Source organism: Bradyrhizobium sp. SMVTL-02 (assembly GCF_051853005.1).
Taxonomy (GTDB): Bacteria; Pseudomonadota; Alphaproteobacteria; order Rhizobiales; family Xanthobacteraceae; genus Bradyrhizobium.
The window spans coordinates 3,062,584-3,087,751 of the sequence record NZ_CP182469.1 but is presented as its reverse complement, the minus strand read 5'-3'; the positions used below and the strand labels follow the sequence as shown (position 1 = coordinate 3,087,751).

Sequence of the window (25,168 nt, the reverse complement as noted above, 5' to 3'; positions counted from 1 at the left end):
GACACCCGCCTCGATACGCCGCCTATCCCATTCCGTCATCACCCAGCTTCACGCATAGCTCCGGGGAAAGCCCCTGTACCTCGGAATTTCCGAGTGCCCAGCTACACAGGGAGCCGGGAACACGCTAAATTTCCGTTCGACCCCAGCGTGAGTTGCTGTGTATGCCTCGCTCGCCGTCCATCGTACCTCGCGTCGATCACGACACCTATCTGGTGCTGAACGATTTTGGCAGGCTCGGGCGCGCCTGGTGCGAGGCTGACGAAGAAGGCGCTGATCGGGAGACGCTTCTCCGCCGGCTGTTGGACGACCAATATAGCCACCCGGTGCGGATAGTTGCGTTCAATACCGCCGAGGGCTGGTCCCGTGACGTGACGATGGATATTGCCGACGAGTTGCGCCGCCGTTTTGTCGAATACGATGAGGTGCCAAGTTCTGTGCACGAGTTCTTGGAGACCGCAGTCCGGCGGTGATCACGCGCGAGTTTGGCCGTTGGCACCTCTATCTTTGGCATCTACTTCCGATTGATTTGCGAACATCCAATTCTTCGACGAGAACGCATGAGCGTCAAAGCCTTGATGGCTAACATTCTGCAAGAGCAGATGCGATTGCGCGGCGTGAATTCGCTGTTGCCCTCCGACTATGAACAGATTGTCGAATTGCTGATCGAACAGATCAGAGAGCTGGAGTTTAGCTTGTCTGCGCGAGAGATAGCCGGCAGCCGCAAGCCGGAATAGATGATCAGCAATCGATGTGGCTTACTTAGATTTCGTCCGTGCCGCGATCTGCTTGACTTTCGTCAACGTTCGTTCGAATTCCGATAGGAGATACTGCTCTTGCGCAAGGTCTGCCGGCTCCACCAGAAATGCGACTTTCACGAAAAACCGGTTCAGTAGCGACGCAATCAAAAGATTGTCCGAGTGTTTTGAACGTAGTGCCGTAAGTTGGCGACGCATCTCGATGAGATCAAGCGTTTCGCGTTCTGGCTGTTCTCTCATGCGCGCGTGCCAAGCTGTGACGAACTGGTGCAGCCAGTTCGCTGGTCGGGACCGGACAAGGCAATTTCCGGTGTGTGAGACACTAAGGCTCCGGAGCGCGGCCGCAATCACGCTCTAGAATTAAGCTTGATGTCCTTGTTGCGGGTTAATTCTGGAACTGGTCCCACCGGACACCTTGACGTGCTCGCGTCGGCGGTGAAGCAAGCTATGGACGACAGCTGAGGCGAGCGACATCGCCCCCGATGTTGCAGTCGCAAGTGACCGTGCCGGCCAAACATAGTAGGATGATAACGACCTCGATTTTCGCGTCATCGAGCGTGGAGGCCATTGAGGGCTCGAAGGTGGGGATGCCCGCCCCCCTAGTTCTGGATTTAGTGAAGTGAGACGTAAGCCAAGGAGGGAAGGAATGAAGCGATCAATCGTATCATTTACTGTTGCTTCTGGCCTTGCTGTCGTAGCAGCAGCTCAAATCTTGCCCGCATTGCACGCCGCCGAGATGAAAATGATGCCTCCGGTTAATGTGGACGACATCAAGTGGGGTCCGGCACCACCGACCATCCCGGCCGGTGCGCAACTCGCCGTTGTCGCTGGTGATCCCAGCAAGGAGGGGCTGTTCACGATGCGGCTAAAGATGCCGGCCAATTATAAAGTCCCAGCCCATAATCATCCCACCGACGAGTTCGTGACGGTTATCTCAGGCGACTTCCGTGTCGGTCTCGGCGATAAGCTCGATATGGACAAAGGGCAGTCCCTCAAGGCCGGAGCTTTTGCAGAAATGCCAGCAGGCATGAACCACTATGCCTGGACCACGGAGGAGACCGTGGTACAGATCGCCGGACCCGGGCCGTTCTCGATCACCTATGTCAATCCGGCCGATGATCCGAGCAAGCAGGCCGCGAAATAACGGGTGAACGCGACGAGCAAAAGGCCCCGACGATGTTACACGTCGGGGCCCTTCAAGATCATCAGGGCGAGTTCGCCGGAAGAATGGTGCCATATCTCCGAGCCCCAGAGAGCAAAGCGATTTGCGAACAATGGACCTGTGGAGCCCGCCAGATCGCACGCCTTGAAAGGCATTGTGTAGCGTCGCCCAACCATGGATCGCCGGGGTGGGAGGCGCCCTTATGGATCAGGACGGCATCTCCCAGGCGCCCATGGAGCGGGCATCTTCGCCCTAAGAAGCAGTAGAAGCACGGACTATTCCGAATTCGGTTGGCCGACGGTCGGTCCGAAGTTTAATAGGAGTAGTTCTTCCGGTTTCGGCTCTCTTATGACGCGCTCCGACGACGACGATGTCCAGGGTCCAGTTTGTGAAAAGTGCTCGCGCCGAATGTCGCTTCTGGGCGAATTGCCCGACGTGTCGCATTGGCCCAGGATTCGCATTTACAAGTGCTCCCCGTGCGGGAGGATTATCTCAAGCAAGCTGCCGCGTACCAAACGAGGATAGAAGCTCCCCGCGGCTGGCTGATGTGCTGGGTGTCGACCGGAGTTCCGATTCCAACGCGCTAAACTTGCGCGAGCATGACCATGAGGTTCAGCTCTACGCCTTTGACATCCTAGGCTGAGGCGGCGACGATCTTCGGCGGCTGTCGCTGCTACGAAAACAGAACCTGGCGCAGCTCCTGCGCCGCCAATCGGACGGCATCTTCCGTGCGCCGTTCGAGCAGGGCAAGATCGGGCCGGACTTTCCGGACGTGCGGCCGTCCAAATGTTTCATTGGGACGACCTCCTAGCCGCCGCCGCACGCGCCCCGAGCTGGTTGATAGCACCACGGTCGAGCAAGAGGCCGAAGGCGCTCGCGCTGGCTGAGCAGGACGGGCTGGACAGGTCATAGCAGTGCGGACGGGCAAGCGGTTATTCTGACTTTTTGCCGAGCTATGCGTGAAGCTGGGTGATGACGGAATGAGATAGGCGGCGTATCGAGGCGGGTGTCGAGCCTGCCAGAACCTCTCAAGGAGAGCGATACGCCATGAACGAGACTAGCAATATTGTTGCCCTTCGTCAGCCCGACGAGATCGACGATCCACTGACCAATATTTTGCGAGCTGGTGCTCGGCAGCTTCTGGCGCAGGCCGTGGAGATCGAAGTCGAGACGTTTCTTGCCACGGTGAAAGATTTGAAGCTTGCCGACGGGCGCGCCCGTGTCGTGCGGCATGGTTACGGCCCGGCTCGAACGATTGCGACCGGCATCGGACCGGTCGAGGTCGCACGGGCGAAGATCCGGGACCGCGGTGCAGCCGGCGATGGCGAGCGGATCCGCTTCAGCTCGGCGATTCTGCCACTATGGGCGCGGCGGACCAGGAGCCTGGATGCGCTGTTGCCGGTGTTGTACCTGCGTGGCATCTCGACGGGCGATTTCCAGGAGGCGCTGACGGCCCTGCTGGGTAAGGACGCGCCGAACCTGTCGCCGGCGGTGATTTCCCGGCTGACGGCCGAATGGCAGGGCGAGTATGAGCGTTGGCAGAAGCGCGATCTCTCGGCGCGGCGGTACGTGTATGTGTGGGCCGATGGCGTCTTCCTGCAGGCACGCATGGAAGACCACGGCGAGTGCATGCTGGTGCTGATCGGCGCGACGCCGGAAGGCAAGAAGGAGTTGATCGGCTTTCAGGTCGGTGTCCGGGAGAGCGCGCAGAGCTGGCGTGAGCTCCTGATCGACGTGAAGCAACGCGGGTTGCAAATCGCCCCGGAAATTGCCGTTGGTGACGGCGCGCTCGGCTTCTGGAAGGCGCTTGACGAGGTGTTTCCCGGCACGCGGCACCAGCGCTGCTGGGTGCACAAGACCGTCAACGTCCTGGACAAGGTCCCGCTCTCGGTGCAGGCCAACATGAAGAAGGACCTGCGCGAAGTCTATTGGGCGCCAAACCGGGCGGCCGCCGAAGTGGCGATCGACGTCTTCGCCGAGAAATACCGCACCAAGTACGGCCGGGCGGTCGAATGCCTCGCAAAGGACCGCGACGCGCTGCTGGCCTTCTACGACTTTCCTGCCGAGCATTGGGATCACTTGCGCACGACCAACCCCATCGAAAGCGTGTTCGCGACCGTGCGACACAGAACCGTGCGAACGAAAGGATCGCTGTCCTCAACGACCGCCAGGCTGATGGTGTTCAAGCTGGTTATCGCCGCATCAAAAAAGTGGCGGCGGCTCAAAGGCACAAATCAGTTGCCGAAGCTCATCGCAGGTGTCAGATTCAACGACGGCATCGAGGTCATCCACATGCCGGCAAACCACGCCGCCTGATCGCCTCGTCACCCAAAATCCTGCATAGCTCCTTTTTGCCGACGACCCATCTCACGATTGGCCAGCCCACTACGAAGGACGACGCGACCGCACCGATCATTCTTACGACGGCGTCACCCACGTCCTGATCGAAAGAAAATGGCGCTCTCTGATAGAAGATAAACACGAGGATGACGCTAAGCGCGCAGCAAAGAGCAACTAGCAACCGCGAGACCTGCCCTTCCAGATACGTGAGGCGATCGTTGAGCTTGTCGTGATCCACGGTCCTTCCCCTCATCGCGCGTTAATTCCTCAGTCGACGGTTAGAACTATCCAGGACGCCGATTCGGCAACCTCGACCAGGCAAGAATATAGCCGAACCTCCCGCTCCTTCGCGCGCGTGAACCAGGGAGTACCCCCAACGCGCCGGATTTCAGAAGAGCAAAGTGGTCCGGAAAACAGGCGGCGCGAGCTTTTTCATTGGGACGACGCATCAAACTAGCCTTCGGCCCGAGAAACCCCTAGAGCGCGCGGCCAATTGGAGCTATCGTTAAGCTCCATCCGGTATCGTCGACAGTGCCACAACCAAGCAACTGGCCAAGGCGCCCGCGCGGGCCGAGCAGAACAGGCTGGACGAACTCGGCTGAATGCGAAACGATGGAGCAAGGGAGATCGCTGCACGACCGTGCGGCCAGACGAGCCGAGCCGATATGATCTTAAGCACCCACGCAGTTGTCGGCGGCGCCATCGCTTGCCTGTTCCCGTCGCACCCGATCCTGGTTGCGGTTGCGGCCTTCGCAAGCCACTTTGCGATGGATGCGATCCCGCATTGGGATTATCCACTTCGAGCGATCACGTCAAAGTCCCGCGGCAACAATCACCGCCTGCTAGCAGATCAGAACATATTCCGCGATTTGGCTCTTATCGGCTGCGATGCTTGCGCGGGTCTATTAATAGCAATTTGGCTTTTCGCGACGCCGGCAACGATTGGAGTGATCGTGCTCGGCGCCCTCGCAGGCATGTTGCCCGATCCCCTACAGGTCGTGCACAGGTTGATTCCGAAGCAGCCCCTGACGACCTTGCAACGTTTTCACAGATGGGCCCACACCAAGCGGAGGCTTAGTTGGCCGCTGGGCATCAGTTCGCAAGCACTCTTTGCCGCATCCGTATCCTGGGTAGTTTTGACCGTCGGGTGACGGACGATGCCGGGGATTTACTCTTGTCGCATCACAGTCCCGTACGAATGAAGTGAAGGCGTGCACAAGCACGACTTTCAATGCTGGGGTGCTTGCATCAGAACTTCCCATCCGACGCCGCCAGCAGATGCGCTCGCGGAGTGACTTTGCTAGTTTCGCGCGGCCACCGCCGAGCACGAGGCGACGGCTTCGCCAATCCGGCAGCGACGTCGAACGGCATCGAAGGTGTCACCGGTCCGAACCGGCCATTGGAACAATGCATCCTCAGTAGGTGGCATTTGCCGAGATTGATCCCATTCCACTGTTCGACGCGCATTTCGGCAATCTGGTAGGTCGGCCGTTAATTATAGTGCCCATCACCACAGCAGCGAAAGTGATCGCAACTCGGAAAAAATACTTCGGCTCAGCCCCCTCGCGACATACTGCGCTGCCGCACGAAAGCAAGCCAGATCCGGTTACGGAGATACATTTTGACCAAGGAACGGCTCACTCAAGACGCAACAAGGGTATTTCTCTTGCCGCCAGCAATCTTCATTGCGACCTGTCTAACCGTAGCATCGCCCTCGGTTGCCCAGCAGGTGCGGGTGATCACGGGGGATACTGAGCATATCTATGGGCCTGGCGGTGAGGTCCTCGACGATGCCGAGCTGCGTGCACGAAACGAGCGCGCTCTTGAGAGAGCACAGCTTGAAAAACGGCGCGCGATCGAGAAGCAGCAAATCGAAGCCGAGAATGAGCGACTTAGGCTTCAGCGCGAGCAAGCTGCTCTCGCCTATGCAACCTATCCGGCATGGGACTCAACATACGGCGGCTGGTTTTTCGTCGACCGCCGCCATCGGGGTCACGGAAGGATGGGCGTTTCGCCCAGAATGGGCAGCCCAAGACGATGAATCTCGACAATTATAACCTCACTTGCATTTGCCGGCGCGTTAACGCTATCGCCTGTTGCGGCCCGCGACGTGTCATTTGGCGTGCGCCCTTTAAAAAGAGATCACGTCACCAACGCCATAGCGCTTTCGACGGTACCCCTCCCTTCGAAACACGTGGGAACCTCTTGGCTTGACCGCGGACTCGGCGTAGCATTGGGGCTTCATTGCTCCGGCGGATAGAACCAATGCATCGAGTGCTCCTGGTCGGCGTTGCCGTGACCTGCTTTGCGGCGGCCCTGCTTTTCCGTTCCTCTGACGCCAACGCGGTGTTTTGGCGCGGCATAACCGCACCGACAAATATCGACATTCACGGCTGGCCGATCGTCAAAGAGCCTCCCCCTAGTCCATGCCAATGGATACGGGTGAGCGGTGGTTACTGGGTCCGGCAGTGCGTTGACTAAGTCTACAGTGCGTCTCGTCGCGCTCTAATCCAAAATGATCAGTGCGAGCAGACCGGAGCAGGACGATGCCCGCGAGCGTAACCGCCAGAAAGGCAAGAGACGTAAATTCCTCACGCATGTACGTTTCGCCAGCGAACTCACCACGCCCCGACCATCACAAGAGTGGCGATGCTCAAAGCCGAGCAGCACAAGATGATGACTGGCGCGACTAAAGTTTGGTGAGACCGCATTGCATGGCATTTGCCATCGCTGCACCTCTGAAATGGACCCGCGGAGCGGGACCGCTTGAACCGGTTTGTTAGTTGGAAACTGACCGCTCCTGATCCTTTCTATCACGCTGCCAGAGACTCTGTCTGCTGCTGTTGCTGTGGGCATGTGGTCAACGCGTCAGCGTTGTCCACCATGTCCACAGCCTTCGCGGCCTGGATCCGTTCGCGCCAGACCGCCATCGGCGTGCGATAGCCGAGGGACTGATGAAGGCGACGATCATTGTAGAAGGCGATCCAGCTCGCGATCCCTGCCTTGGCCTCGCGGCCGTCGGCATAGCCCTTGAGATAGATGTCCTCATGCTTGAGAGACCGCCACAGCCGCTCGATGAAGACGTTGTCCATCCAACGACCGCGGCCATCCATGGAGATCTTGATCTTTGCGGCCGCCAGCGCGCCGGTGAAGGCCACGCTGGTGAACTGGCTGCCCTGGTCGGTGTTGAAAATCTCCGGCGTGCCGTACTTCGCCAGCGCCTCTTCCAGAGCCGCCACGCAGAACGAGACGTCCATCGTGTTCGACAACCGCCACGCCAGAACCGCACGGCTCGCCCAGTCGATGATGGCGACGAGATAAAGAAAGCCGCGGCCGATGGGCAGATACGTGATGTCGGCCGCCCACACCTGGTTTGGCCGGTCGATCGTCATGTTGCGCAGCAGATAGGGATAGATCTTGTGGCCCGGCGCCGGCTTTGTCGTGTTCGGCCTTGGTCCCAGCGCCGCGATGCCCATCTTGCGCATCAACCGCTGCACACGCTTGCGATTGACCTGAAGCCCCTCAGCCTTCAGCATCGCGGTCATTCGCCGCGAGCCCAGGAACGGCCAGGCGGTGAACAGCTCGTCGAGGCGCCGCATCAGGGCGAGGTCGTTGTCGTTGGCCGGCCGTGGCGGCCGGTAGACCCCAGAGCGGGCGATACCAAGCAACATGCATTGCCGGCGAATCGACAGCGCCATGTCGGCGCGATCGAGCATTCCTCGACGGTCCGGCGTGCTCATCTTCCGGACCTCCGCGCTAAAAAATCGCGCTCGACTGTCAGTTGTCCAATCTTGGCGTGCAGCTTCTCGATCTCTCGTTCGCGAGCGTCCTCGCTCTCCCGCCCGACACCCGCGTCAAAGGCCCGGGCCGCCTGGTCCAGCAGCTGCTTCTTCCAGGCATAGATCTGGTTCGGGTGAACCTCATAGCGCTGGGCCAGATCGGCCACCGTCGTCTGCTCCCGCACGGCTTCCAGCGCGATCTTTGCCTTCAGTGCCGCGTCGATCTTGCGTCTCGTCTTCGTTGTCATCATGCGCTCCGTCTATCAAACGGAGCAGCCCCTTCCAACTAAGCACGTGGTCCCACAATCGGGGTCCATTTCACCTCCACCGATCAGTTCATGCCAGGCTGTATCGCAGGCGAAACGCGCAATGGCGAGGTGGGGCCTCATGCCGGTTACGGCCGAACCGCGGAGGCTCCACTCAGTTCGAAGTTACGAAGACATCATGCGGTTGTTGGACGAGACGAGATAGTTCGCAACCAACTTATCAAAGCGTGTATTTCCTTTCGCACGTGAAGGAAATAGAGAAGGTGCGTGATCGCAAAGGACAGAACACAAGTGCCCAAAATCGTCGCCATCACGTACAGGCCGGCGCCCGACGGGACCGCAATGGGTCCGAGCGATGCCTGCGTAGTGGTTGGTACGACGCCAGCCTGCCAGGCGAGGACCAAAAAGCCCGCATAGACAACGCTCAAGTGGGTTGCGACCGTGAACGGGAGCCTGGACCTGGCAGCGAGCCCAAGGCAGGCCAGCAGGAAAATCGGCAGCGCAATCCCGAAGAACTGAAACCCGTCAATCGTGACGATGTAGCTCAAGAGTGCGTCACTGCGCTGAAAGATGCCGAAGATCCTCAGATTGATGAACCAGAGAAGTTCGGAGCTGGGGGCATATTGAAGAGCAAGCGCAGCCAGTTCGGCGCAAAGCGTAGCGACAAAGAGCGCCAACGGTCCGAGGAATTGCAACCTGAAAAGACGATTCATGAGACGAATGCCCAGTAGGCCAAGAAAAGCTTCGTCTGGCTTACGTCAAAAACGTTTAGGTTGCCTTAATTGTTCCCCGGCGCGGGCACGCGCTTTTGCCCATATCAATAAAAATCAAACGAATAATTGAAACTTATGGCTGATTGTTCGGCGGCCTTTCGATGAACCGCCGGCTGCCATTGAGAAGCTCGAGGTTGTTGGCGATCACGGGGTTGCCCGGATCGAGCGAATAGGCCCTGTCGAACTTTCGCCGCGCCGCAGTCAGATTGCCCCGCAGCATGTACGAATATCCCTGATCGTTCAGGATTTGAACGGTTTCACCGCCCAGCCGAATCGCTTGTGCATAGGCCTGATCTGCGAGATCAAAGCGGCGCAGCCGATCGTAGCTCGCCGCAAGCCCGATCCAGGCGGTGACGTCCTTCGGCGCCTTTTCAACCGCCTCCTTGAAATAGCGCTGGGACAGTCCGAAATTCCCGCGATTGTAGTGCTCCAACCCCATGCGCACAGGTTCATCGGAAGGATAATATTTAACGTCGGTCGGCTCCTGCACGGGGTCTGGACCGGCTGGAGCGCCGGGCGCAACGACAGCGGCGTCACGCACGGTGTATTCTTGCACCGTATCGCAACCTGCCAAGGCCGTGGCAAGCGAGGCGCAAGCTAGCCAAGCAAAAAGGCGCTGCATCACCTAGTCCCCGCCCCAAAAAACCGATTGAACAATCCGTGGGTCTCTTCAACGTTGGGTCGCGGCTCCTGCAGCCGCCAAACCACTGCCGCTCCCAACGAGAATGCTACTACCATTGGCATCCACTGCTGCTCCAATTGCGCCGGCCAGTCCCATCGGCGGGTGCGCCGAGCCCGGCGCGTCTCCGCCAAACGCCGGCAACGGATCGCGCGGTTGGTTGCCGACACGATAGCGTCTGATAGCGCCATCAGTCTTCGCCGCTTGGGACACGATCCGGCGATCACCGACGTAGCTCGGCCAGGGATTGATGGTGTGGATCGCGGCGTTAGTTTGCTTGGCGTCCCCGGCGCTCAGAGTGATCGTGTCAGAGCGCTGGTAGTATCGATCCACCTCGTCATGACCGGAAAGGCCGTTACAGGCCCCCAGCGTGAAGACCGCAAATAACGCCGTACATCCCATCTTGGTCGTCCTTCAGTTAAGGGTCTTCACAACGGGTTGGTCGACTGCAACCGCGGGCGCCGGCGCGCGCAGCTCGGGCGCAATAATGTGGCCATATGGACCTTTAAGGTCCCCGCCCGAATTGACGTAGTCATTGTAGCGCTTCTTCACTTCCATCTGTCCGTTGAGGAAGAAGTCGACATCGCTGGCCGGCAGGCGCGAGTCCAGTGGTGAGGCCAGTTGCTGGCCGGGCACGGCGGGCGCGACCAGCCTCGGCGTCACGATGATGACCAAATCCGTTTCCCTCTGCTGATAGGATGCGCTTCGGAACAACGCGCCGAGAACTGGCACCGAACCGATCCACGGCAATTGGTTGACTTCTTGCGCATTTCGGGTCTGCAGCAGGCCGGCGATCGCAAAGCTCTGCCCGTCGCGTAATTCAACAGTGGTCCGCGCGTTGCGACTGGTCAATGATGGGATCGTCGTTCCCTGGATCTGAACGGCATTAGCGAAATCGAGTTCGCTCACAGACGGCTCAACACGAAGGTTAATGACGCCGCGCGAGAGAACCGTCGGTACAAAGCCCAACTCGACGCCGAACTTCTTGAATTCGATGGTGGTGGTGGGAAAGCCGTTTGTGGTATTGGATGCAACCGGTACCGGAAATTCACCACCCGCCAGGAAGCGTGCTGCGTCCCCGGACAAAGCCATGAGATTGGGTTCGGCCAGGCGGCGTACCAGCCCTTTCTCCTCGAGAGCCTGCACAAACAGATCGACGGACGTCCCGTTATTCAGCTTCAGGATGTTCGTTAACAAGTTACCGAATGGTTGAGTTGCAGTACCGAGCAGCGACGCCGTCGCGCCCACCAGAGGAACTCCCTGCGGAGTCCGGGCGGCCAGCGGCGCGGAGCCAGGGGGGATGGCTTTTCCGCTGTTTCCAACGTCGGTTAGGTTGCCATTCCCAGCATAAAGGTTGACCCCGAGTTCGCGGCCAGCCGATCTCGATACCTCGAGGAAGCGAACCTCCAGCATGACCTGCTGCGGGCTCGCCACATTCAGGGCGTTGACGACCTTCCATTCCTTCGGGACGGTAGCGCTAGCAATCGACGCGGCGCGCTCGGCGGCGACCGCGTCCGCGGCTGTTCCATTCAAGATCACCTGGCCCGGCGAGACCGTGACACGGATGCCGCTGGTGCCGGTTGCGAGAATGGTTTGCTGCAGAGTGCGCTGCAAATTCCCAGTATCTTCCACGACATCAACGTCCAGGATCCCGATCTGCTTCATCGAATTATCGAACAGGATGACGTTCGTGGAGCCCGGCTGCTTGCCCTGAACGTAGATCACGTGATCGCTCAGTGACCTCACCTCGGCGATGTCGGGCGAACCCGATACAATCGTCGAAAAAGCTGTGTCGACCCTAAAGGTGCGTGACTTGTTCAGGATCACCTTGACGCGCTGGACGTCGCCCATTTCGCTGACGAAGACGCCGCTGGAGGAGCCTTGCCGGTCTGCCGCCCCCGCGCCGTCCACCGTGCCAAATGCGGCAAGTGCAGCGCCAAGACCCATCACGCTCAAGGCAAGAAGCCTTCGTCCTTCCTTCCTCGCAACGTGACCGCCACCCATTCCAATCCCCCTCGCCGCAATCCACCACGGCCGTCCCCGGCCTTCAACTTCCTAACAACTCTCCTTCGCGCACAGCGTGGTAGAGCTTACAATCGGTCCCGTTATAAATTGTTACCTTCGTATCACCTTGCGGGCACCGGTATTAAGCACAAAGCCGGGCCGGCTCAGGACACACAAGGGGTGCCCGCCGTTCGACTCCAGCGCATCATCATCCGTCATGCGCGTCATTTGGCAAGGGAAGACCTTCACCGGGTTGGCGTGACACCAGAGATAATTCTCCAATGTTGCCAACGAGCACCACTTTCGGTAACCGGCTCAGGGTACTCAGCGCGAGCGCCTTGGCGCCGGTCGCCCGATGGCGGCCGGACCAACTTAGTGCACCAATTTGTGTTAAGTGTTAAAGGGCTTGTTTGGCCAGTGCTACCTCCCGCCCCTCCGCTCGGCGGCCTAACCCCGGCAGAAGCTCGATCTGATCGATGGAAACTGTTCAGAACCGCGTTTCTCTAACATTTCGGTTCCAGGACGATGCCTGCAGGCTGCTAGAACGGAACTGACGTGGACGCGCTCGGCGCGTTTAAGGCCGTACCCCATATCGGCATCAGCATGGTGAAACCTGTTTGAGACGCCGTAACAGTAAGTGCAGTGGCTCCCGCAGCGGGCGCTGGTACGTTCAGCGTCGGCGTGAGACCTCCGGCGTACAAAAAAGGGGCAACGGCTTGTTTGGCTGCATCGGTCGGCAAGGGGTCGCCGCTGCATGTGGGTGACGTTCTATTGATTACGCTATTGACGTAGCAGTCGTTGATCATCATTGCCCGAGCGCCAGCGCCGGCGAGCGCCCGCAATGACTGCATGGTGATTGCATAACGTCCTAGATCGAAGATGACGAACATCAAAATGAAAAGCGGCACGGCGACAAGGCAAAATTCCAGCGCTGCGACACCGCGCTGATCTAGCTTTCTCATGATGGCACCAAACGCGGTACAAAGACTTGAAGCGTCTTGGCCCCATCCGAAATACATTTCGAATTATCGAGTTGAGTGTTTCCGGACAATGTAACGGCTTTTGCTATGACCTGGAAGCAGCCGGGGTTGGGGGTCCCCACAGCGCTATTGCCCCCGTATGTCACAGGAGAATTTGGCACATAGACGGTGCCATTAAAGTAGCTGCTGGCGTTGCCCAGAATGGTGACGCTTTTATTTGACGCGACTGTCTCGGGATCATAGATGAGAAGATCTATCATCAGCCCGCTAACTGACGATAGTGCCGATGGTACCGCTGGGTTTTTGACCGCCGTAAGTTGGATAGTTGGATTCCCGGTAATTTTTGGCAACGTTGCACTTCCAAATAGTATCAGCGTCGCTGTTCCACTTACACTCCCGATACTGATCTGTCCGCTAGAGAAGTAGTAGGTGCCCGTTAAGGTACCGCTTAAGGATTGGTTGCCTGCGTTGTAACAATTACCCGTATCATACGCTTTTAAACTGCTGCACTGCCCCCCTGGGAAGTTGGAGGTTGTCAGCGATGCGATCGCTGCATCCAACCCGCTCAATGGATTGGGTACCGGTGCCGCATGTTGGTTCACGTTATCGCATTGGGCTCCCCCCGTCTGAGAACAGCCACCTGCGGAGAACATTGGGGCGTTGATGCTGAGCCCGCCGTTGCCCTTAAAGACAAACGCATCTGAGGCGGTATCGTTCGACGCCACGCCGCAGTTTGGAGAAGATACGCTTGGACTGCCCTGAAAATCGACGGAACCCGTTAGAGACAAAATACACGGGTTCGTCAAAACTTGAATTTTGGCAACGGCTGTGGCGCCTATATTGACAGTTGACAAGCCAAGCACCGCTGCCAGGTACGCTGGCTGTTGCTGGCTAACAGTGGCCTGAACCTGACTTCCGTTGACCGCGATCTGGACAGTCTGCGAGATTCCTGTAGGGAGCGTGGTAACACAATTACGACCCGGATAGGCAGTGGTGTCCCCGGCGTTGCAGAACGCGTTCTGGGCTGCAAATTGCTTACCGCGATAGTCCACCGAATTAGTATCGGTGCAGGAACCACGCTGAGTGCATATCAGCCGCCAGACAGCCCCGATGGCTGCCGCATCGGCGGCATTTTGCGCGTGCTGCCTGGTAACGTACCACGACCCCGCCTCGGCCCCGAGTGCGACGACTCCGATTAGCGGCACCAGGGCGACGACGGTTGCTAATGCGACTGAACCTCGACGGCAACGGAGCAAGCTCTTCATGGAACACCTATTCAAACTGTTCTGAGTAACCCAGTGTGAACGAGCATGGATTGGCGCTAGCGCTCGTGCACAACACCGATCTTAATACCATGGGCGCCAAGGAGACGGTCGTCGTGTACGAAGAGTATCTAGGAAAAGCAACGTTGCCCGCGGAGCACACAGAATTTGTATCACCGCAAAAGAGTTGAATATTGGTGATTGGAAAAGCGGTATTCGCGTTTGCCCTGGCGACTACCTTCGCGTCGGTCGTCCATGCGGACGCCTTCGTGACGTCAGGTGGAGGGTTGTACAAGACATTTTGCCCAAAGGCACGCAATGCCTGCCACGCAGATATGTACTGAAAGCCAGCGACAGCAACGTCGGCAAGCGGCAGAAGCAGGCTCACCCCCAAGAAAAAGTAAACGATGATCCCCTCAAACGCCACGGCGCCGCGTTGATCCGATAGCAGGGATTTCGAACCCCGGAACCGTTCATCCGCTATGATAGAATCTCTATGGCTCATAAGTCTACCTCGACAGACAGTGCCGCTGATGACCTCGGATCCCGGAGCAATAGCAATTGAAACCTTCGTTCCAGTTTAGAGGATGCAGATATTCACACCATCAATGTCCACCCATGCTTGAGAACGTACGTATGAGGTGCAGAAACGGACTTGCACCCAAAATGACGAACATGGCTGGAAGCAGGAACAACACCATTGGAATCGTCAGCTTGGCGCCCAACTTATGTGCTCTTTCTTCTAGCTTGGTAATACGTTCTCGCCTAAGGTCCTCCGCAATACTGCGTAGCGCTTGGCCTAACGGCGTTCCGTATTGCAGGCTTTGGCTGATCATGGTGCCAAAACGGCGAAGTCCATCAGAGGTAACTCCCAAGTTCTCGAATGCGTCGCTGCGATTTGCCAACATCCGGAGATCATCGAGAAGACCGTATACGACCCGGGCCATGGCAGGATTAGTCTCGTTCATTTCTTGCGCCACGCGTTCCAGCGCACTCTCCAGACCCATTCCCGCTTCGCTGCACACGACCAGCAAATCGATCATATCCGGGGTGCCGAGCCGAATGGCGGCATCAAAACGTCGTCGCATCACCAACAGAACCAATCGCGGCCCCATAATTCCGATCACCACGCCAATGAGCGTGAAGATCAGCACATCCGTTAGTGGCCTCCCAGCAAACTGAGCAACGCAAAAGGCAATGATCGGGAAAAGGTACATGCTGACAGTTTTGACACCGATCCAGATCGGCAGGGCTCGATGGCGATTGAAGCCTGATGATTGAAGAACCGTTCGTAGTTGTTCGAGGTTTTCCGGCGCGTAGAAGCGCCGATACCGCATGCCGAGCGATGAAAACCAACCCGTCATGTCCTGGATCGGAGCTGACTTGCCAGGAAGGCCCAGCACGGCGTTTGACACCCGTGTATTCAATGCACGAAGGTGCATTTCGCGGATAATCATCACCAAGGTGGCAGTCGCAACCACTATGGCGAGGGCGATTGGAATGAGACTAGAACTCATAATTCTGTTTCCCTTCGGACCATCCACCGTATCACCAGGGAGCCAATAAGCACGGAGGCTACTGCGTAAGCCAGCAGCATGTTTCCAGTCGGATCAGTGAACAGCAGATCAATGGTATGCGGGCTGATCCAGTATAGTAACCCACCTGTAATCAAGGGCGCGCACGAAAGTGCGCGGGAGGAAAAGATCACCTCTCCTGCCAGCGCCCTCGCGCGAGCCGCTAGCGCCACACGCTGCCTCACCGTGTCTCCCAGCGTCTGTAAGGTTTCGCTCAAACTGCCGCCGGTCTTGAGCTGGACGGCAAGTGTCACCGCAAAGATCCCATACTCGACAACGCCCGTTCGCCGATAGACAGCCTCCACGGCTTCTTCTGCAGGTCTTCCCAGATTCACTTCGCTGCATACGATCGCAAACTGCCCCGCGGTTGGTTGTGGCATCTCGCGCGCGATGGTGCGAAATGCTTCGTTCACAGGCAGCCCCGATCGAACCGTACTTGTCACCAGCTGGATCGTGTCCGGTAGCTGTTGAAAAAGCTGTTTGGCGAGGCGACGTTGCTGCCATCCAAGCAGACCTCGTACTACCATGATGGCCACAATTGCAGCCGCGAGCGACCCGTAAAGATTGGGAAACTTCAACAGGCTATTGGCATAGAAGATTGCCGCTGCGGCGATGACACCGGCAAGCAGCACATAAGCGGGGTGCCACGCGTAGGCTATTTCTGCGTTGTAATTGGCTAAGCGGTGCAGAAACCGGCCCCGGGACCCGGCCTGTAACCGACGAATGGAGGGCAGGTTCGCCGAATGTGACGTCGGGAGAGCTATCGCGAGCTGACGATTGATGCGTCTTTCGCGCGCGTCCAGCCACAACGACACGGCCGCTGCGCATATTAGCAGCCCCAGGACAATGTTGATCACGAACGACGGTATCATAGTTGCCTCATTGCCTCAGCCCAAGTTCGATCAAGCCCATAATAGGTCAGACGAGACTTGAATTTTGGGGTTGCGTGGGTGGACCTATAGCTCCCCATAATTCGCCCGTGAACATCCTCCTCTTGGTACTCGAACGCTGCGATGTCATTGGTGGTGATCACATCACCTTCCAGGCCGATCACCTCGCTAATTTGGACAATGCGACGCTGCCCATCCCGCATGCGTTCGATTTGCACGATGATGTCCAACGCAGCAACGATCTGAGTTCGGATCGCCCGCAGCGGCAAGTTTGGCTGTCCCATCTGCACCATGTTTTCGATACGGGTCAGGGCGTCGCGGGCAGAGTTAGCATGCACCGTGGACAGCGAACCATCATGGCCGGTGTTCATGGCTTGCAGCATGTCAAACGCTTCAGCGCCGCGCACCTCGCCGACGACGATCCGGTCAGGGCGCATGCGCAGCGCATTCCACACCAGATCGCGCTGGGTCACCTGCCCCGTGCCTTCGAGGCTGGGCGGCCGGGTTTCGAGGCTGATGACGTGCGGCTGTCGAAGCTGCAACTCGGCCGCATCCTCGATGGTGACAATGCGTTCACTGTGATCGATGAATTGGCTCATGGCGTTCAGTAGCGTCGTCTTGCCCGAACCGGTGCCGCCGGAGACCAGAATATTCAGTCGAGACCGGCCCGCAACTTCCAGTAACCGTCCCATCGCCGCAGTCATTGTGCCGTTTTCGATCATTCCGGCAATATCTAAACGGCGACTTGGAAATTTTCGGATGGAAATGCAGGGGCTATGGATCGCTAGTGGTGGGAAAATGATGTTGACCCGGCTGCCGTCCGGCAAGCGGCAGTCCACCATCGGACTGGATTCGTCAATGCGCCGTCCGACTTGCGACGCGATCTTCTGCGCAACCGATGCGATGTGGTCATTGTCGCGGAATCGCATCGCGACCCGTTCCAGCTTGCCGTTTCGCTCGACATAAACGTTACTTGGTCCGTTGACCATGATATCGTTGATCGATTGATCCATCAGCAGCGGACGCAGCGGCCCGTAGCCGGTCATGTCGTCCGCTATCTCATCCGCTAGCTGAAACTGCTCGCGGCCTGACAGTTCGAGCCGCTCCTGGTTGGCGATGCCATGGATGATTTCCTCAATCTGCCGCCGCAGCACATCGCGGGAAACAGTTGCCGCCACCGATGGCTCAATCTGCTCAATGACCCGTTCGCGCAGCGAAGCGGGCATCACGACCCCTTCGCGTCGCGGAGCCGGCACCACGGGCTGCTCGGTCGAAGGTTCGTCGCGCCTTGTTGGCATCAATGCGGGCGTAGCCGTTGGCGTACCACCTTCTTCGCGCGTACCGAATTTTTTCGTCACCGGAACAACCTCCTCAACCATCCTTTCCGCTGGGCGCCGACACCGGCGATCTCCCGTACGATCGGGGCGAGGTGACGTCGCAGTCCTCTGACGTGCTTCAGTGCTGGAATTCCGAGATTGACCGCCTGGGTCATCCCCTTCCCTAAATCGGGGATCACCATGTCCGGTTCAGCGCCTAACGCCTTGACAATCATTTCCCTCGGTAGCCCGCCGGCACGATTGGCACGGTTGAGCAAAGTAAAGACTCGATCTTTGCCAGCGATGTTAGTGACGGCGGCGCGAAGTGCATGGGCATTGCGAAGTCCCGTCACCTCCGCTTCCAGCAGCACCAGCACGTGGCGAGATTGGGTGATCACCGGATGGATGGACGGCGCGAACGGGACTGGTATATCGACAACGATGTAATTGAACCGCTGCCGGAGCAGACCCAGTACATGTCTGACGCCCGCCTCCGTGATGTCCAACTGCGCATCCAGGTCCTCATCAGCGGAAATCAGACAAACGCGATCGTTGATCTCGATTGCCGCGCGTTCGAGGAACAGCGTGTCCGCCCGCATCGGGTTTTCCAGCGCGATGCGCAGCCCCGGCCCGGGCCGAACACCCAACATCACGGCTGTTTCGCCGTTTTGTAGATGAAGGTCGAGCAGCGCGACCTTGGCCTTCGTGGTCTCAGCCAGTTGCAGCGCGAGATTGATCGCGATACTCGTGGCTCCGGCACCTCCCTGCGCGCCGCAAATGGAGATCACATGCCCGCCGCGATCGCTCGGACCGGGCCTCACGTCGCCAAGCAGCTTCGGGCGTAGCTGGTCTAGCACCAAATCGCGCGTGAGTGGCCTCGGAAGGTACTCGCTCACACCGAGTTCCAAAAGCTCGCGGTAGAAAGTGATTTCTCGGCTCTCACCAATCAGGGCCACCAGGACATCGGGTGGGCAGACCCTGGACAACCTTTCCAGTTCAGTAAACGGATCATCGATTCCGCTGATGTCGACCACCAGCGCGAATAGCTCGGTGTCGCTCTCGAGCATCCGTATGGCGTTGCGGATGGTGCCACGCTTGATCGACAAGTTGCTGCCGTCAAGCCCTTTGCGCAGCGCCGCTGCACTCAACTCGTCATTCACGAAACAGACAATTCGGTTACGCGTTACAACAGACGCAGCTTGTTCCGGCGGATCGACCACTGCCATGCTCATCACTGTTTCTCCGCCGGCTTGACTGCCTCAACCTTATCGGCTGCGTTAACCACCACCGTTGCACTCTGGCCGGCCGTGTTTGCCGACACACCGCAGCCGACGTTTGAATCTTGTTTCCTGACGGTGTATTCCTGAACCTTGCCGCCGCCATAAACCACCACCGCGGCACTCTGGCCGGCAATTGCATTCTGCCGGGCTATTTCCGACGACACATCGCAGCTGGAAATGGTGCGAGTGTCCGCGCTATCGCGTAACTCGACCGCTGACCGCATCGCCAGGGAGAGCGATCCGAGATTTTTTGCGACCGCAACCTTCTTGACCTGCTCAGGCGCAAGCTGCAGTGACACAGTTTGCGCAATCTTCGCGGCCGTGGCGTTATTGGCGCCGCCGCCTTGCACAATCTCTTGGTCAATCGCGATAATGCGAACATTTTGGAGCAGGGTTTCGCTCAGGGCGCGACGCGCGACATCCGCGTGCGCGGCCACCTGGGTCAACACGACATCCACATAGTCACCTGGCTTGATTAGGCCCGAGACGCCAGATTCGGCGTCGACCTTGATGCTGATAGCGCGGGTACCCGGTTCCAAGACGCTGGCAAGGAAACCCCGATCTCCCCGCGGCAACACGTTTTCTGATGTGATAGGACTGCCCGTGTCGAGGTTCTTGCGAACCAGAGAACCGAGGAGCCTGCTCCTATCCTCCGTTGTATCTCGGATCGCCCCGGTTGGAACGCTCTCCAACGGATCGGCGCGGAAATCGTCGTCGCGTGTCAATGTACCGGGCTTCAGCGGACGTGCCGCGACCAGGTACTTAGTGAGAGGCGCTGGCGCCTTCTCCGTGACCTGTACCAGCGGGGCCTCTGCTTTCGGCAAATTCATGTTGTAAGCAATAAGCCCGAGCGCGGTGCTGGCGAGCAAAAGAACCATGATAATCGAGAGACGCAACGTAGACGACATGTTCATAGCCCCTGTGAAACGGTCCAAATACCGCCGCACGCGATGGCAACCCCGTAAGGTAGCGGCGCGTGGCGCAAATGGCGCCAACGTTCGATCGCGTAGACACGACGTACGAACGACGATCCGGCGGGCGCTAGCCTGGGATTTGGCAGGAGGCGCATCGTCAGATGCACCACGGCAAGGACGCCGCCAGCCAACGCGGTTATCGTCAACAACTGGATCACGCCCATCAAGGGGAGACCAATCGCCAATGCAACCAGCAGCTTAACATCGCCGCCACCCATCCATCCGCGCTGATAGATGATGATCAGCACCAGAAACAGAATTGTCGCGGCGATCAGGGATTCCACGACCTGCATCGGGCTGGCAAATTGCCCGGCGATCCCGAGCAGCGCCAGCACCAGACAAATTTCATTTCGGATCGATCGTGTCGCGATATCGATCGTTGCAACATATAGCAACAATAGGATTTCCAGAAACGCGGCTGAGGGAGCAATCCAACTCATGAAATGCACGCCTTAGAAAAAAAGGGGGCACATTCAAAATTCATCCCCGAAAAGGGGGGGGCACATTCAAGCACGCCCAAAAGTGGGATTCCGTGCCCCCCTGTCAGACCGCCTTTTTACGGGGTCGCGGCAGCGAAAGCACTGAGGACGTGACCCATCGCAGTATTGAGTGCATTCCCGATACCGGCACTAGTTCCCGTGCCGAACACAGCAGCTACTGCGGCGACGACGCAAAACGCGACGATGATGTACTCGAACGACACCACGCCGTCCTTGTCCGTCCACAAACGCTTCAACGCTCCGGTGGTCTTGGTGTAGTACTTCAACATAGGAGAGTATCCTTCTTACTAATGTGAATTTACAAATACGCCGACAAGACAAAGCCCCTGCCAACGTTTTGATCTTAATCTCCGGCTCGAAACCTGTCACCTGGTAATCGTTTTTTAACCTTACCTGTGGCGGCTTTGCCGTACTTGTACGGGGCGACGCGCCTGAGGTCAGAGTACCCCTTCCGAGTTACTCAGGACATTCGGGGCGCCACTACGCTCACCACGTTGGCCGCATTGTTCTCAGCTTTCGGGCCAGATCGCGCCGGCCGACGCGGACCTCTTAGTCGCAGCCGTCAAGCGGGCAAATGCTGCCGCAAAGATAATCGAAACTGCCCGCTGAGTAAGACGGGAGACTCTCCTCCTTGGAAATCGCTATCGGAGTCGGACGCGGCCGCCCATGGCCGGCGTCGACGAGGTGGCTGGCGGAATTTCTGGCCGATCCGCTCAAAGCTCGGCCTCGAATTCCGGCCGTCGATCAGCAGCAGATGGCGTAGCCAGAGCGGCGACCGCGGAAGACGACAGATGACCGCTGAGCGGGTCTTTGCGCAGCACCTCCTGTACTTGGAGTGCCAGCGACGGAAAGCCTCTGCGCATATCCCTGTAGCCTGTCGCGAGCCACACTCGCACAGTCCCCGGTATAGCAATCATCGGCGTCCAAGCACATTGAGGACCCGCGCCAGCGCCTCCGGATCGACGTGCGCATCCACCCGGACGCACCGTCGGTTGCCGAGATCAATCTCTATCAATCCAGTACGCGCGGCTGCCACGGAGCGAACTCGGCCATCAGCCCTAGGCAAAAGCTTCGGATTTTCCTCAGCCGACGCCGCTGCGGCGGCGATCTGCACGGGCGCAAAAGATGGTACAACTTGTTCCGATGTCTGTGCTTGTCGACGCCAGGTAAACACCAGGCTGGCCGCTACTCCGTTGCGACGCGCAACCTCAGTCACCTTCGCGCCCGGCGCCAACGTCTCCTCGACAATCCGTGCCTTTTCGTCCTGCGACCAGCGCCGCCGCCGCTCCGGCCCGCCCAAAACCTCGACCCGCATCGCCTGATGACCTTAAAGCTAGACTTAAGGCCACACGCTTCGCGAATTACCAGCCGTCACGCAAGACGACCCCTGTCGGATGCGTACTTTGTTCTTTGGCGCCAACATCGCGCTCATCCAATCTTGCGGATGTCGCGGATGATCCGGCCAAGTCGCGTCCGCAGGAACTTGAGTTGGCGCCGGGCGCGCTTGAGATCCGCTGAGATCATCGCGCGGGGCCATCTATTCGCTCGAAGCCGCAGCAGGCTCGCGAGGGTAGTCATCGCGTCGACTGCATCACGCGATCATTGATCCTGCCGCGCGCTGGAACGCCCGCTTTGCACGCTCCGCGTCGAGCCCGGTACGCGACCTTTGTGCGTTAGTTAGCGCTCTGTGAGCTATGCGTGAAGCTGGGTGATGACGGAATGAGATAGGCGGCGTATCGAGGCGGGTGTCGAGCCTGCCAGAACCTCTCAAGGAGAGCGATACGCCATGAACGAGACTAGCAATATTGTTGCCCTTCGTCAGCCCGACGAGATCGACGATCCACTGACCAATATTTTGCGAGCTGGTGCTCGGCAGCTTCTGGCGCAGGCCGTGGAGATCGAAGTCGAGACGTTTCTTGCCACGGTGAAAGATTTGAAGCTTGCCGACGGGCGCGCCCGTGTCGTGCGGCATGGTTACGGCCCGGCTCGAACGATTGCGACCGGCATCGGACCGGTCGAGGTCGCACGGGCGAAGATCCGGGACCGCGGTGCAGCCGGCGATGGCGAGCGGATCCGCTTCAGCTCGGCGATTCTGCCACTATGGGCGCGGCGGACCAGGAGCCTGGATGCGCTGTTGCCGGTGTTGTACCTGCGTGGCATCTCGACGGGCGATTTCCAGGAGGCGCTGACGGCCCTGCTGGGTAAGGACGCGCCGAACCTGTCGCCGGCGGTGATTTCCCGGCTGACGGCCGAATGGCAGGGCGAGTATGAGCGTTGGCAGAAGCGCGATCTCTCGGCGCGGCGGTACGTGTATGTGTGGGCCGATGGCGTCTTCCTGCAGGCACGCATGGAAGACCACGGCGAGTGCATGCTGGTGCTGATCGGCGCGACGCCGGAAGGCAAGAAGGAGTTGATCGGCTTTCAGGTCGGTGTCCGGGAGAGCGCGCAGAGCTGGCGTGAGCTCCTGATCGACGTGAAGCAACGCGGGTTGCAAATCGCCCCGGAAATTGCCGTTGGTGACGGCGCGCTCGGCTTCTGGAAGGCGCTTGACGAGGTGTTTCCCGGCACGCGGCACCAGCGCTGCTGGGTGCACAAGACCGTCAACGTCCTGGACAAGGTCCCGCTCTCGGTGCAGGCCAACATGAAGAAGGACCTGCGCGAAGTCTATTGGGCGCCAAACCGGGCGGCCGCCGAAGTGGCGATCGACGTCTTCGCCGAGAAATACCGCACCAAGTACGGCCGGGCGGTCGAATGCCTCGCAAAGGACCGCGACGCGCTGCTGGCCTTCTACGACTTTCCTGCCGAGCATTGGGATCACTTGCGCACGACCAACCCCATCGAAAGCGTGTTCGCGACCGTGCGACACAGAACCGTGCGAACGAAAGGATCGCTGTCCTCAACGACCGCCAGGCTGATGGTGTTCAAGCTGGTTATCGCCGCATCAAAAAAGTGGCGGCGGCTCAAAGGCACAAATCAGTTGCCGAAGCTCATCGCAGGTGTCAGATTCAACGACGGCATCGAGGTCATCCACATGCCGGCAAACCACGCCGCCTGATCGCCTCGTCACCCAAAATCCTGCATAGCTCGCGCTCTGTTCGTCTTATGCGTTACACGCGCCGGAGGTCGAGTGCATCGGCAAGGGGAAAGCCCGCGCGCCCTACGAGTTCGGCTGCAAGGTCCGAAGGGCGGACAGTTCGTGCTCTATGCCAAGGCGCTGCACGGCAATCCTTCGACGGAGACACGCTCGGCCGTGGTCGCCAACATGGAGAAGCTCACCGGCGTGGCGGCTCGCCGCATCCATGTACAAAGGGTACCGCGGCCGGCTACAACTTCGGCCTGCTCCTGCGGTGGCTCGCAGAACTCTTGCGTGCCATCGTCCGGGGGGCCAGAGGCCGTGCCTCCTCTAACGTCAGACCGCCGCTTTACGGGGTCGCGGCAGCGAACGCATCGAGGACGTGACCCATCGCGGTATTGAGTGCATTCCCGATACCGGCACTAGTTCCCGTGCCGAACACAGCAGCTACTGCGGCGACGACGCAAAACGCGACGATGATGTACTCGAACGACACCACGCCGTCCTTGTCCGTCCACAAACGCTTCAACTCTCCGGTGGTCTTGGTGTAGTACTTCAACATAGGAGAAGTATCCTTCTTACTAATGTGAATCTACAAATACGCCGACAAGACAAAGCCCCTGCCAACGTTTTGATCTTAATCTCCGGCTCGAAAGCTGTCACCTGGTAATCGTTTTTTAACCTTAACTGTGGCGGCTTTGCCGTACTTGTACGGGGCGACGCGCCTGAGATCAGAGTACCCCTTCCGAGTTACTCCGGACATTCGAGGCGCCACTACGCTCACCACGTTGGCCGCGTTGTTCTCCAGCTTTCGGGCCAGATCGCGCCGGCCGACGCGGACCTCTTAGTCGCAGCCGTCAAACGGTAAATGCTGCCGCAAAGATAATCGAAACTGCCCGCTGAGTAAGACGGGAGACTCTCCTCCTCGGCAATCGCGATCGGAGTTGGACGCGGACGCCCAAGGCCGGCGTCGACGAGGTGGCTGGCGGAATTTCTGGCCGATCCGCTCAAGCTCGGCCTCGAATTCGGCACGCATCTTTTTCCGGCCCGCAGATCAGCAGCAGACGGCGTAGCCAGACAGCTCAGAAGTGCGCTTGTTATTGTTCTGCCGCAAGATTGATGGCGATGCGGCGCTGGAAGCTCGCTTCGGTCCGCTGCCCGATCTGGCGCAGCGGGTGCGCACCCAGGATCAGCATCAGCGCGGCCCCAAGGTCTATGCGTTACATGCGCCGGAGGTCGAGTGCATCGGCAAGGGGAAAGCCCGCGCGCCCTACGAGTTCGGCTGCAAGGTCAGTATCGCCACCCCCGTGACGTCCCCGAAGGGCGGACAGTTCGTGCTCTATGCCAAGGCGCTGCAGGGCAATCCTTCGACGGAGACACGCTCGGCCGTGGTCGCCAACATGGAGAAGCTCACCGGCGTGGCGGCTCGCCGGCTCGCCGCATCCATGTCGCCAAAGGGTACCGCGGCCGGCTACAACTTCGGCCTGCTCCTGCGGTGGCTCGCAGAACTCTTGCGTGCCATCATCCGGGCCTTTGCCGAAACCGTCCCGGCCCAAAAGAT

The 25,168-nt window shown here is 58.9% G+C and carries 26 protein-coding genes and 1 pseudogene; 10 read left to right on the top strand and 17 right to left on the bottom strand.

From position 1 onward, the window contains the following. The first annotated feature begins 161 nt into the window (after positions 1–161). From ACNJYB_RS14360 to ACNJYB_RS14340, 5 genes are all read left to right on the top strand, one after another. On the top strand, positions 162–470 hold the full coding sequence (locus ACNJYB_RS14360; RefSeq protein ID WP_439374554.1) for a hypothetical protein: 309 nt from the start codon (positions 162–164) through the stop codon (positions 468–470). Positions 471–557: 87 nt separating this feature from the next. Continuing rightward, positions 558–734, top strand: a complete 177-nt coding sequence (locus tag ACNJYB_RS14355; protein ID WP_439374553.1) for a hypothetical protein — start codon at positions 558–560, stop codon at positions 732–734. 207 nt (positions 735–941) lie between these two features. Further along, positions 942–1,073, top strand: coding sequence for a hypothetical protein (locus ACNJYB_RS14350; RefSeq protein WP_439374552.1), 132 nt, complete (start codon positions 942–944; stop codon positions 1,071–1,073). 328 nt (positions 1,074–1,401) lie between these two features. Continuing rightward, entirely contained in the window at positions 1,402–1,899 is a 498-nt protein-coding gene (locus tag ACNJYB_RS14345) for a cupin domain-containing protein (protein ID WP_439374551.1), read from the top strand. 1,065 nt (positions 1,900–2,964) lie between these two features. Then, positions 2,965–4,233 carry an IS256 family transposase gene (locus tag ACNJYB_RS14340; protein ID WP_439370872.1) on the top strand — a complete coding sequence of 423 codons (1,269 nt, stop codon included), beginning with the start codon at positions 2,965–2,967 and terminating at the stop codon, positions 4,231–4,233. On the opposite strand, the gene ACNJYB_RS14335 is transcribed toward ACNJYB_RS14340, so the two are convergent. After that, on the bottom strand, positions 4,202–4,495 hold the full coding sequence (locus ACNJYB_RS14335; protein ID WP_439374550.1) for a hypothetical protein: 294 nt from the start codon (positions 4,493–4,495) through the stop codon (positions 4,202–4,204). The two genes, ACNJYB_RS14340 and ACNJYB_RS14335, sit on opposite strands and share 32 nt — an antisense overlap. 427 nt (positions 4,496–4,922) lie before the next feature. Between ACNJYB_RS14335 and ACNJYB_RS14330 the strand changes: the two genes are divergently transcribed. Then, a complete protein-coding gene (locus ACNJYB_RS14330) occupies positions 4,923–5,408 on the top strand; it encodes a hypothetical protein (RefSeq protein WP_439374549.1) in 486 nt (161 codons plus the stop codon). A gap of 470 nt (positions 5,409–5,878) precedes the next feature. Continuing rightward, positions 5,879–6,298: a hypothetical protein gene (locus ACNJYB_RS14325; protein WP_439374548.1), complete on the top strand. Its 420-nt coding sequence runs from the start codon at positions 5,879–5,881 to the stop codon at positions 6,296–6,298. 772 nt (positions 6,299–7,070) lie between these two features. On the opposite strand, the gene ACNJYB_RS14320 is transcribed toward ACNJYB_RS14325, so the two are convergent. After that, positions 7,071–8,284, bottom strand: a protein-coding gene (locus tag ACNJYB_RS14320; RefSeq protein ID WP_439375484.1) for an IS3 family transposase whose coding sequence is annotated in 2 segments (ribosomal slippage) — positions 7,071–8,008 and positions 8,008–8,284 — 1,215 coding nt in all. Because the reading frame shifts where the segments join, the coding sequence is not laid out codon by codon here. A 281-nt stretch (positions 8,285–8,565) separates the two neighbouring features. Here ACNJYB_RS14320 and ACNJYB_RS14315 point away from each other — a divergent pair. Next, on the top strand, positions 8,566–9,033 hold the full coding sequence (locus ACNJYB_RS14315) for a hypothetical protein (protein WP_439374547.1): 468 nt from the start codon (positions 8,566–8,568) through the stop codon (positions 9,031–9,033). Between the two features lie 115 nt (positions 9,034–9,148). Here ACNJYB_RS14315 and ACNJYB_RS14310 read toward each other — a convergent pair whose 3' ends face one another. The 14 genes from ACNJYB_RS14310 to tnpA all read right to left on the bottom strand — a co-directional run bounded on the left by ACNJYB_RS14310 (position 9,149) and on the right by tnpA (position 21,849). Beyond that, the gene (locus ACNJYB_RS14310; RefSeq protein ID WP_439374546.1) at positions 9,149–9,697 is read right to left on the bottom strand and encodes a tetratricopeptide repeat protein; all 549 of its coding nucleotides are present in this window, start codon (positions 9,695–9,697) and stop codon (positions 9,149–9,151) included. Between the two features lie 48 nt (positions 9,698–9,745). Next, positions 9,746–10,156 carry a hypothetical protein gene (locus tag ACNJYB_RS14305; RefSeq protein ID WP_439374545.1) on the bottom strand — a complete coding sequence of 137 codons (411 nt, stop codon included), beginning with the start codon at positions 10,154–10,156 and terminating at the stop codon, positions 9,746–9,748. Between the two features lie 12 nt (positions 10,157–10,168). Then, entirely contained in the window at positions 10,169–11,758 is a 1,590-nt protein-coding gene (locus ACNJYB_RS14300) for a type II and III secretion system protein family protein (RefSeq protein WP_439374544.1), read from the bottom strand. Between the two features lie 539 nt (positions 11,759–12,297). Beyond that, the gene (locus ACNJYB_RS14295) at positions 12,298–12,720 is read right to left on the bottom strand and encodes a TadE/TadG family type IV pilus assembly protein (RefSeq protein ID WP_439374543.1); all 423 of its coding nucleotides are present in this window, start codon (positions 12,718–12,720) and stop codon (positions 12,298–12,300) included. Continuing rightward, positions 12,717–14,003: a pilus assembly protein TadG-related protein gene (locus ACNJYB_RS14290; protein WP_439374542.1), complete on the bottom strand. Its 1,287-nt coding sequence runs from the start codon at positions 14,001–14,003 to the stop codon at positions 12,717–12,719. Before ACNJYB_RS14290 ends, ACNJYB_RS14295 begins: the two co-directional genes overlap by 4 nt. 602 nt (positions 14,004–14,605) lie before the next feature. Next, the gene (locus ACNJYB_RS14285; protein WP_439374541.1) at positions 14,606–15,517 is read right to left on the bottom strand and encodes a type II secretion system F family protein; all 912 of its coding nucleotides are present in this window, start codon (positions 15,515–15,517) and stop codon (positions 14,606–14,608) included. Then, on the bottom strand, positions 15,514–16,431 hold the full coding sequence (locus tag ACNJYB_RS14280) for a type II secretion system F family protein (RefSeq protein ID WP_439374540.1): 918 nt from the start codon (positions 16,429–16,431) through the stop codon (positions 15,514–15,516). The genes ACNJYB_RS14285 and ACNJYB_RS14280 overlap by 4 nt, the downstream gene beginning before the upstream one ends. An 11-nt stretch (positions 16,432–16,442) precedes the next feature. Continuing rightward, positions 16,443–17,843 (bottom strand): CpaF family protein, encoded by a 1,401-nt coding sequence (locus ACNJYB_RS14275; protein WP_439374539.1) that lies wholly within the window; start codon positions 17,841–17,843, stop codon positions 16,443–16,445. Then, the gene (locus tag ACNJYB_RS14270; RefSeq protein ID WP_439374538.1) at positions 17,819–19,012 is read right to left on the bottom strand and encodes an AAA family ATPase; all 1,194 of its coding nucleotides are present in this window, start codon (positions 19,010–19,012) and stop codon (positions 17,819–17,821) included. The genes ACNJYB_RS14275 and ACNJYB_RS14270 overlap by 25 nt, the downstream gene beginning before the upstream one ends. Continuing rightward, positions 19,012–19,968: a Flp pilus assembly protein CpaB gene (gene cpaB / locus ACNJYB_RS14265; RefSeq protein WP_439374537.1), complete on the bottom strand. Its 957-nt coding sequence runs from the start codon at positions 19,966–19,968 to the stop codon at positions 19,012–19,014. The genes ACNJYB_RS14270 and cpaB overlap by 1 nt, the downstream gene beginning before the upstream one ends. A 2-nt stretch (positions 19,969–19,970) precedes the next feature. After that, positions 19,971–20,474 (bottom strand): A24 family peptidase, encoded by a 504-nt coding sequence (locus tag ACNJYB_RS14260; RefSeq protein WP_439374536.1) that lies wholly within the window; start codon positions 20,472–20,474, stop codon positions 19,971–19,973. Positions 20,475–20,590: 116 nt separating this feature from the next. After that, entirely contained in the window at positions 20,591–20,803 is a 213-nt protein-coding gene (locus tag ACNJYB_RS14255) for a hypothetical protein (protein WP_439374535.1), read from the bottom strand. A 444-nt stretch (positions 20,804–21,247) separates the two neighbouring features. Beyond that, positions 21,248–21,397 (bottom strand): hypothetical protein, encoded by a 150-nt coding sequence (locus tag ACNJYB_RS14250; RefSeq protein ID WP_439375551.1) that lies wholly within the window; start codon positions 21,395–21,397, stop codon positions 21,248–21,250. 50 nt (positions 21,398–21,447) lie between these two features. Beyond that, complete coding sequence (gene tnpA, locus ACNJYB_RS14245) at positions 21,448–21,849, bottom strand: IS66-like element accessory protein TnpA (protein WP_439374534.1); 402 nt, start codon at positions 21,847–21,849, stop codon at positions 21,448–21,450. 471 nt (positions 21,850–22,320) lie between these two features. Between tnpA and ACNJYB_RS14240 the strand changes: the two genes are divergently transcribed. Then, positions 22,321–23,589 carry an IS256 family transposase gene (locus ACNJYB_RS14240; protein ID WP_439370872.1) on the top strand — a complete coding sequence of 423 codons (1,269 nt, stop codon included), beginning with the start codon at positions 22,321–22,323 and terminating at the stop codon, positions 23,587–23,589. Positions 23,590–23,956: 367 nt separating this feature from the next. On the opposite strand, the gene ACNJYB_RS14235 is transcribed toward ACNJYB_RS14240, so the two are convergent. Further along, positions 23,957–24,169 (bottom strand): hypothetical protein, encoded by a 213-nt coding sequence (locus ACNJYB_RS14235; protein WP_439374533.1) that lies wholly within the window; start codon positions 24,167–24,169, stop codon positions 23,957–23,959. Positions 24,170–24,716: 547 nt separating this feature from the next. Here ACNJYB_RS14235 and ACNJYB_RS14230 point away from each other — a divergent pair. Continuing rightward, positions 24,717–25,075 (top strand): annotated as a pseudogene (locus tag ACNJYB_RS14230) (IS5/IS1182 family transposase); the annotation flags it as partial. Between the last annotated feature and the right edge of the window lie 93 nt (positions 25,076–25,168).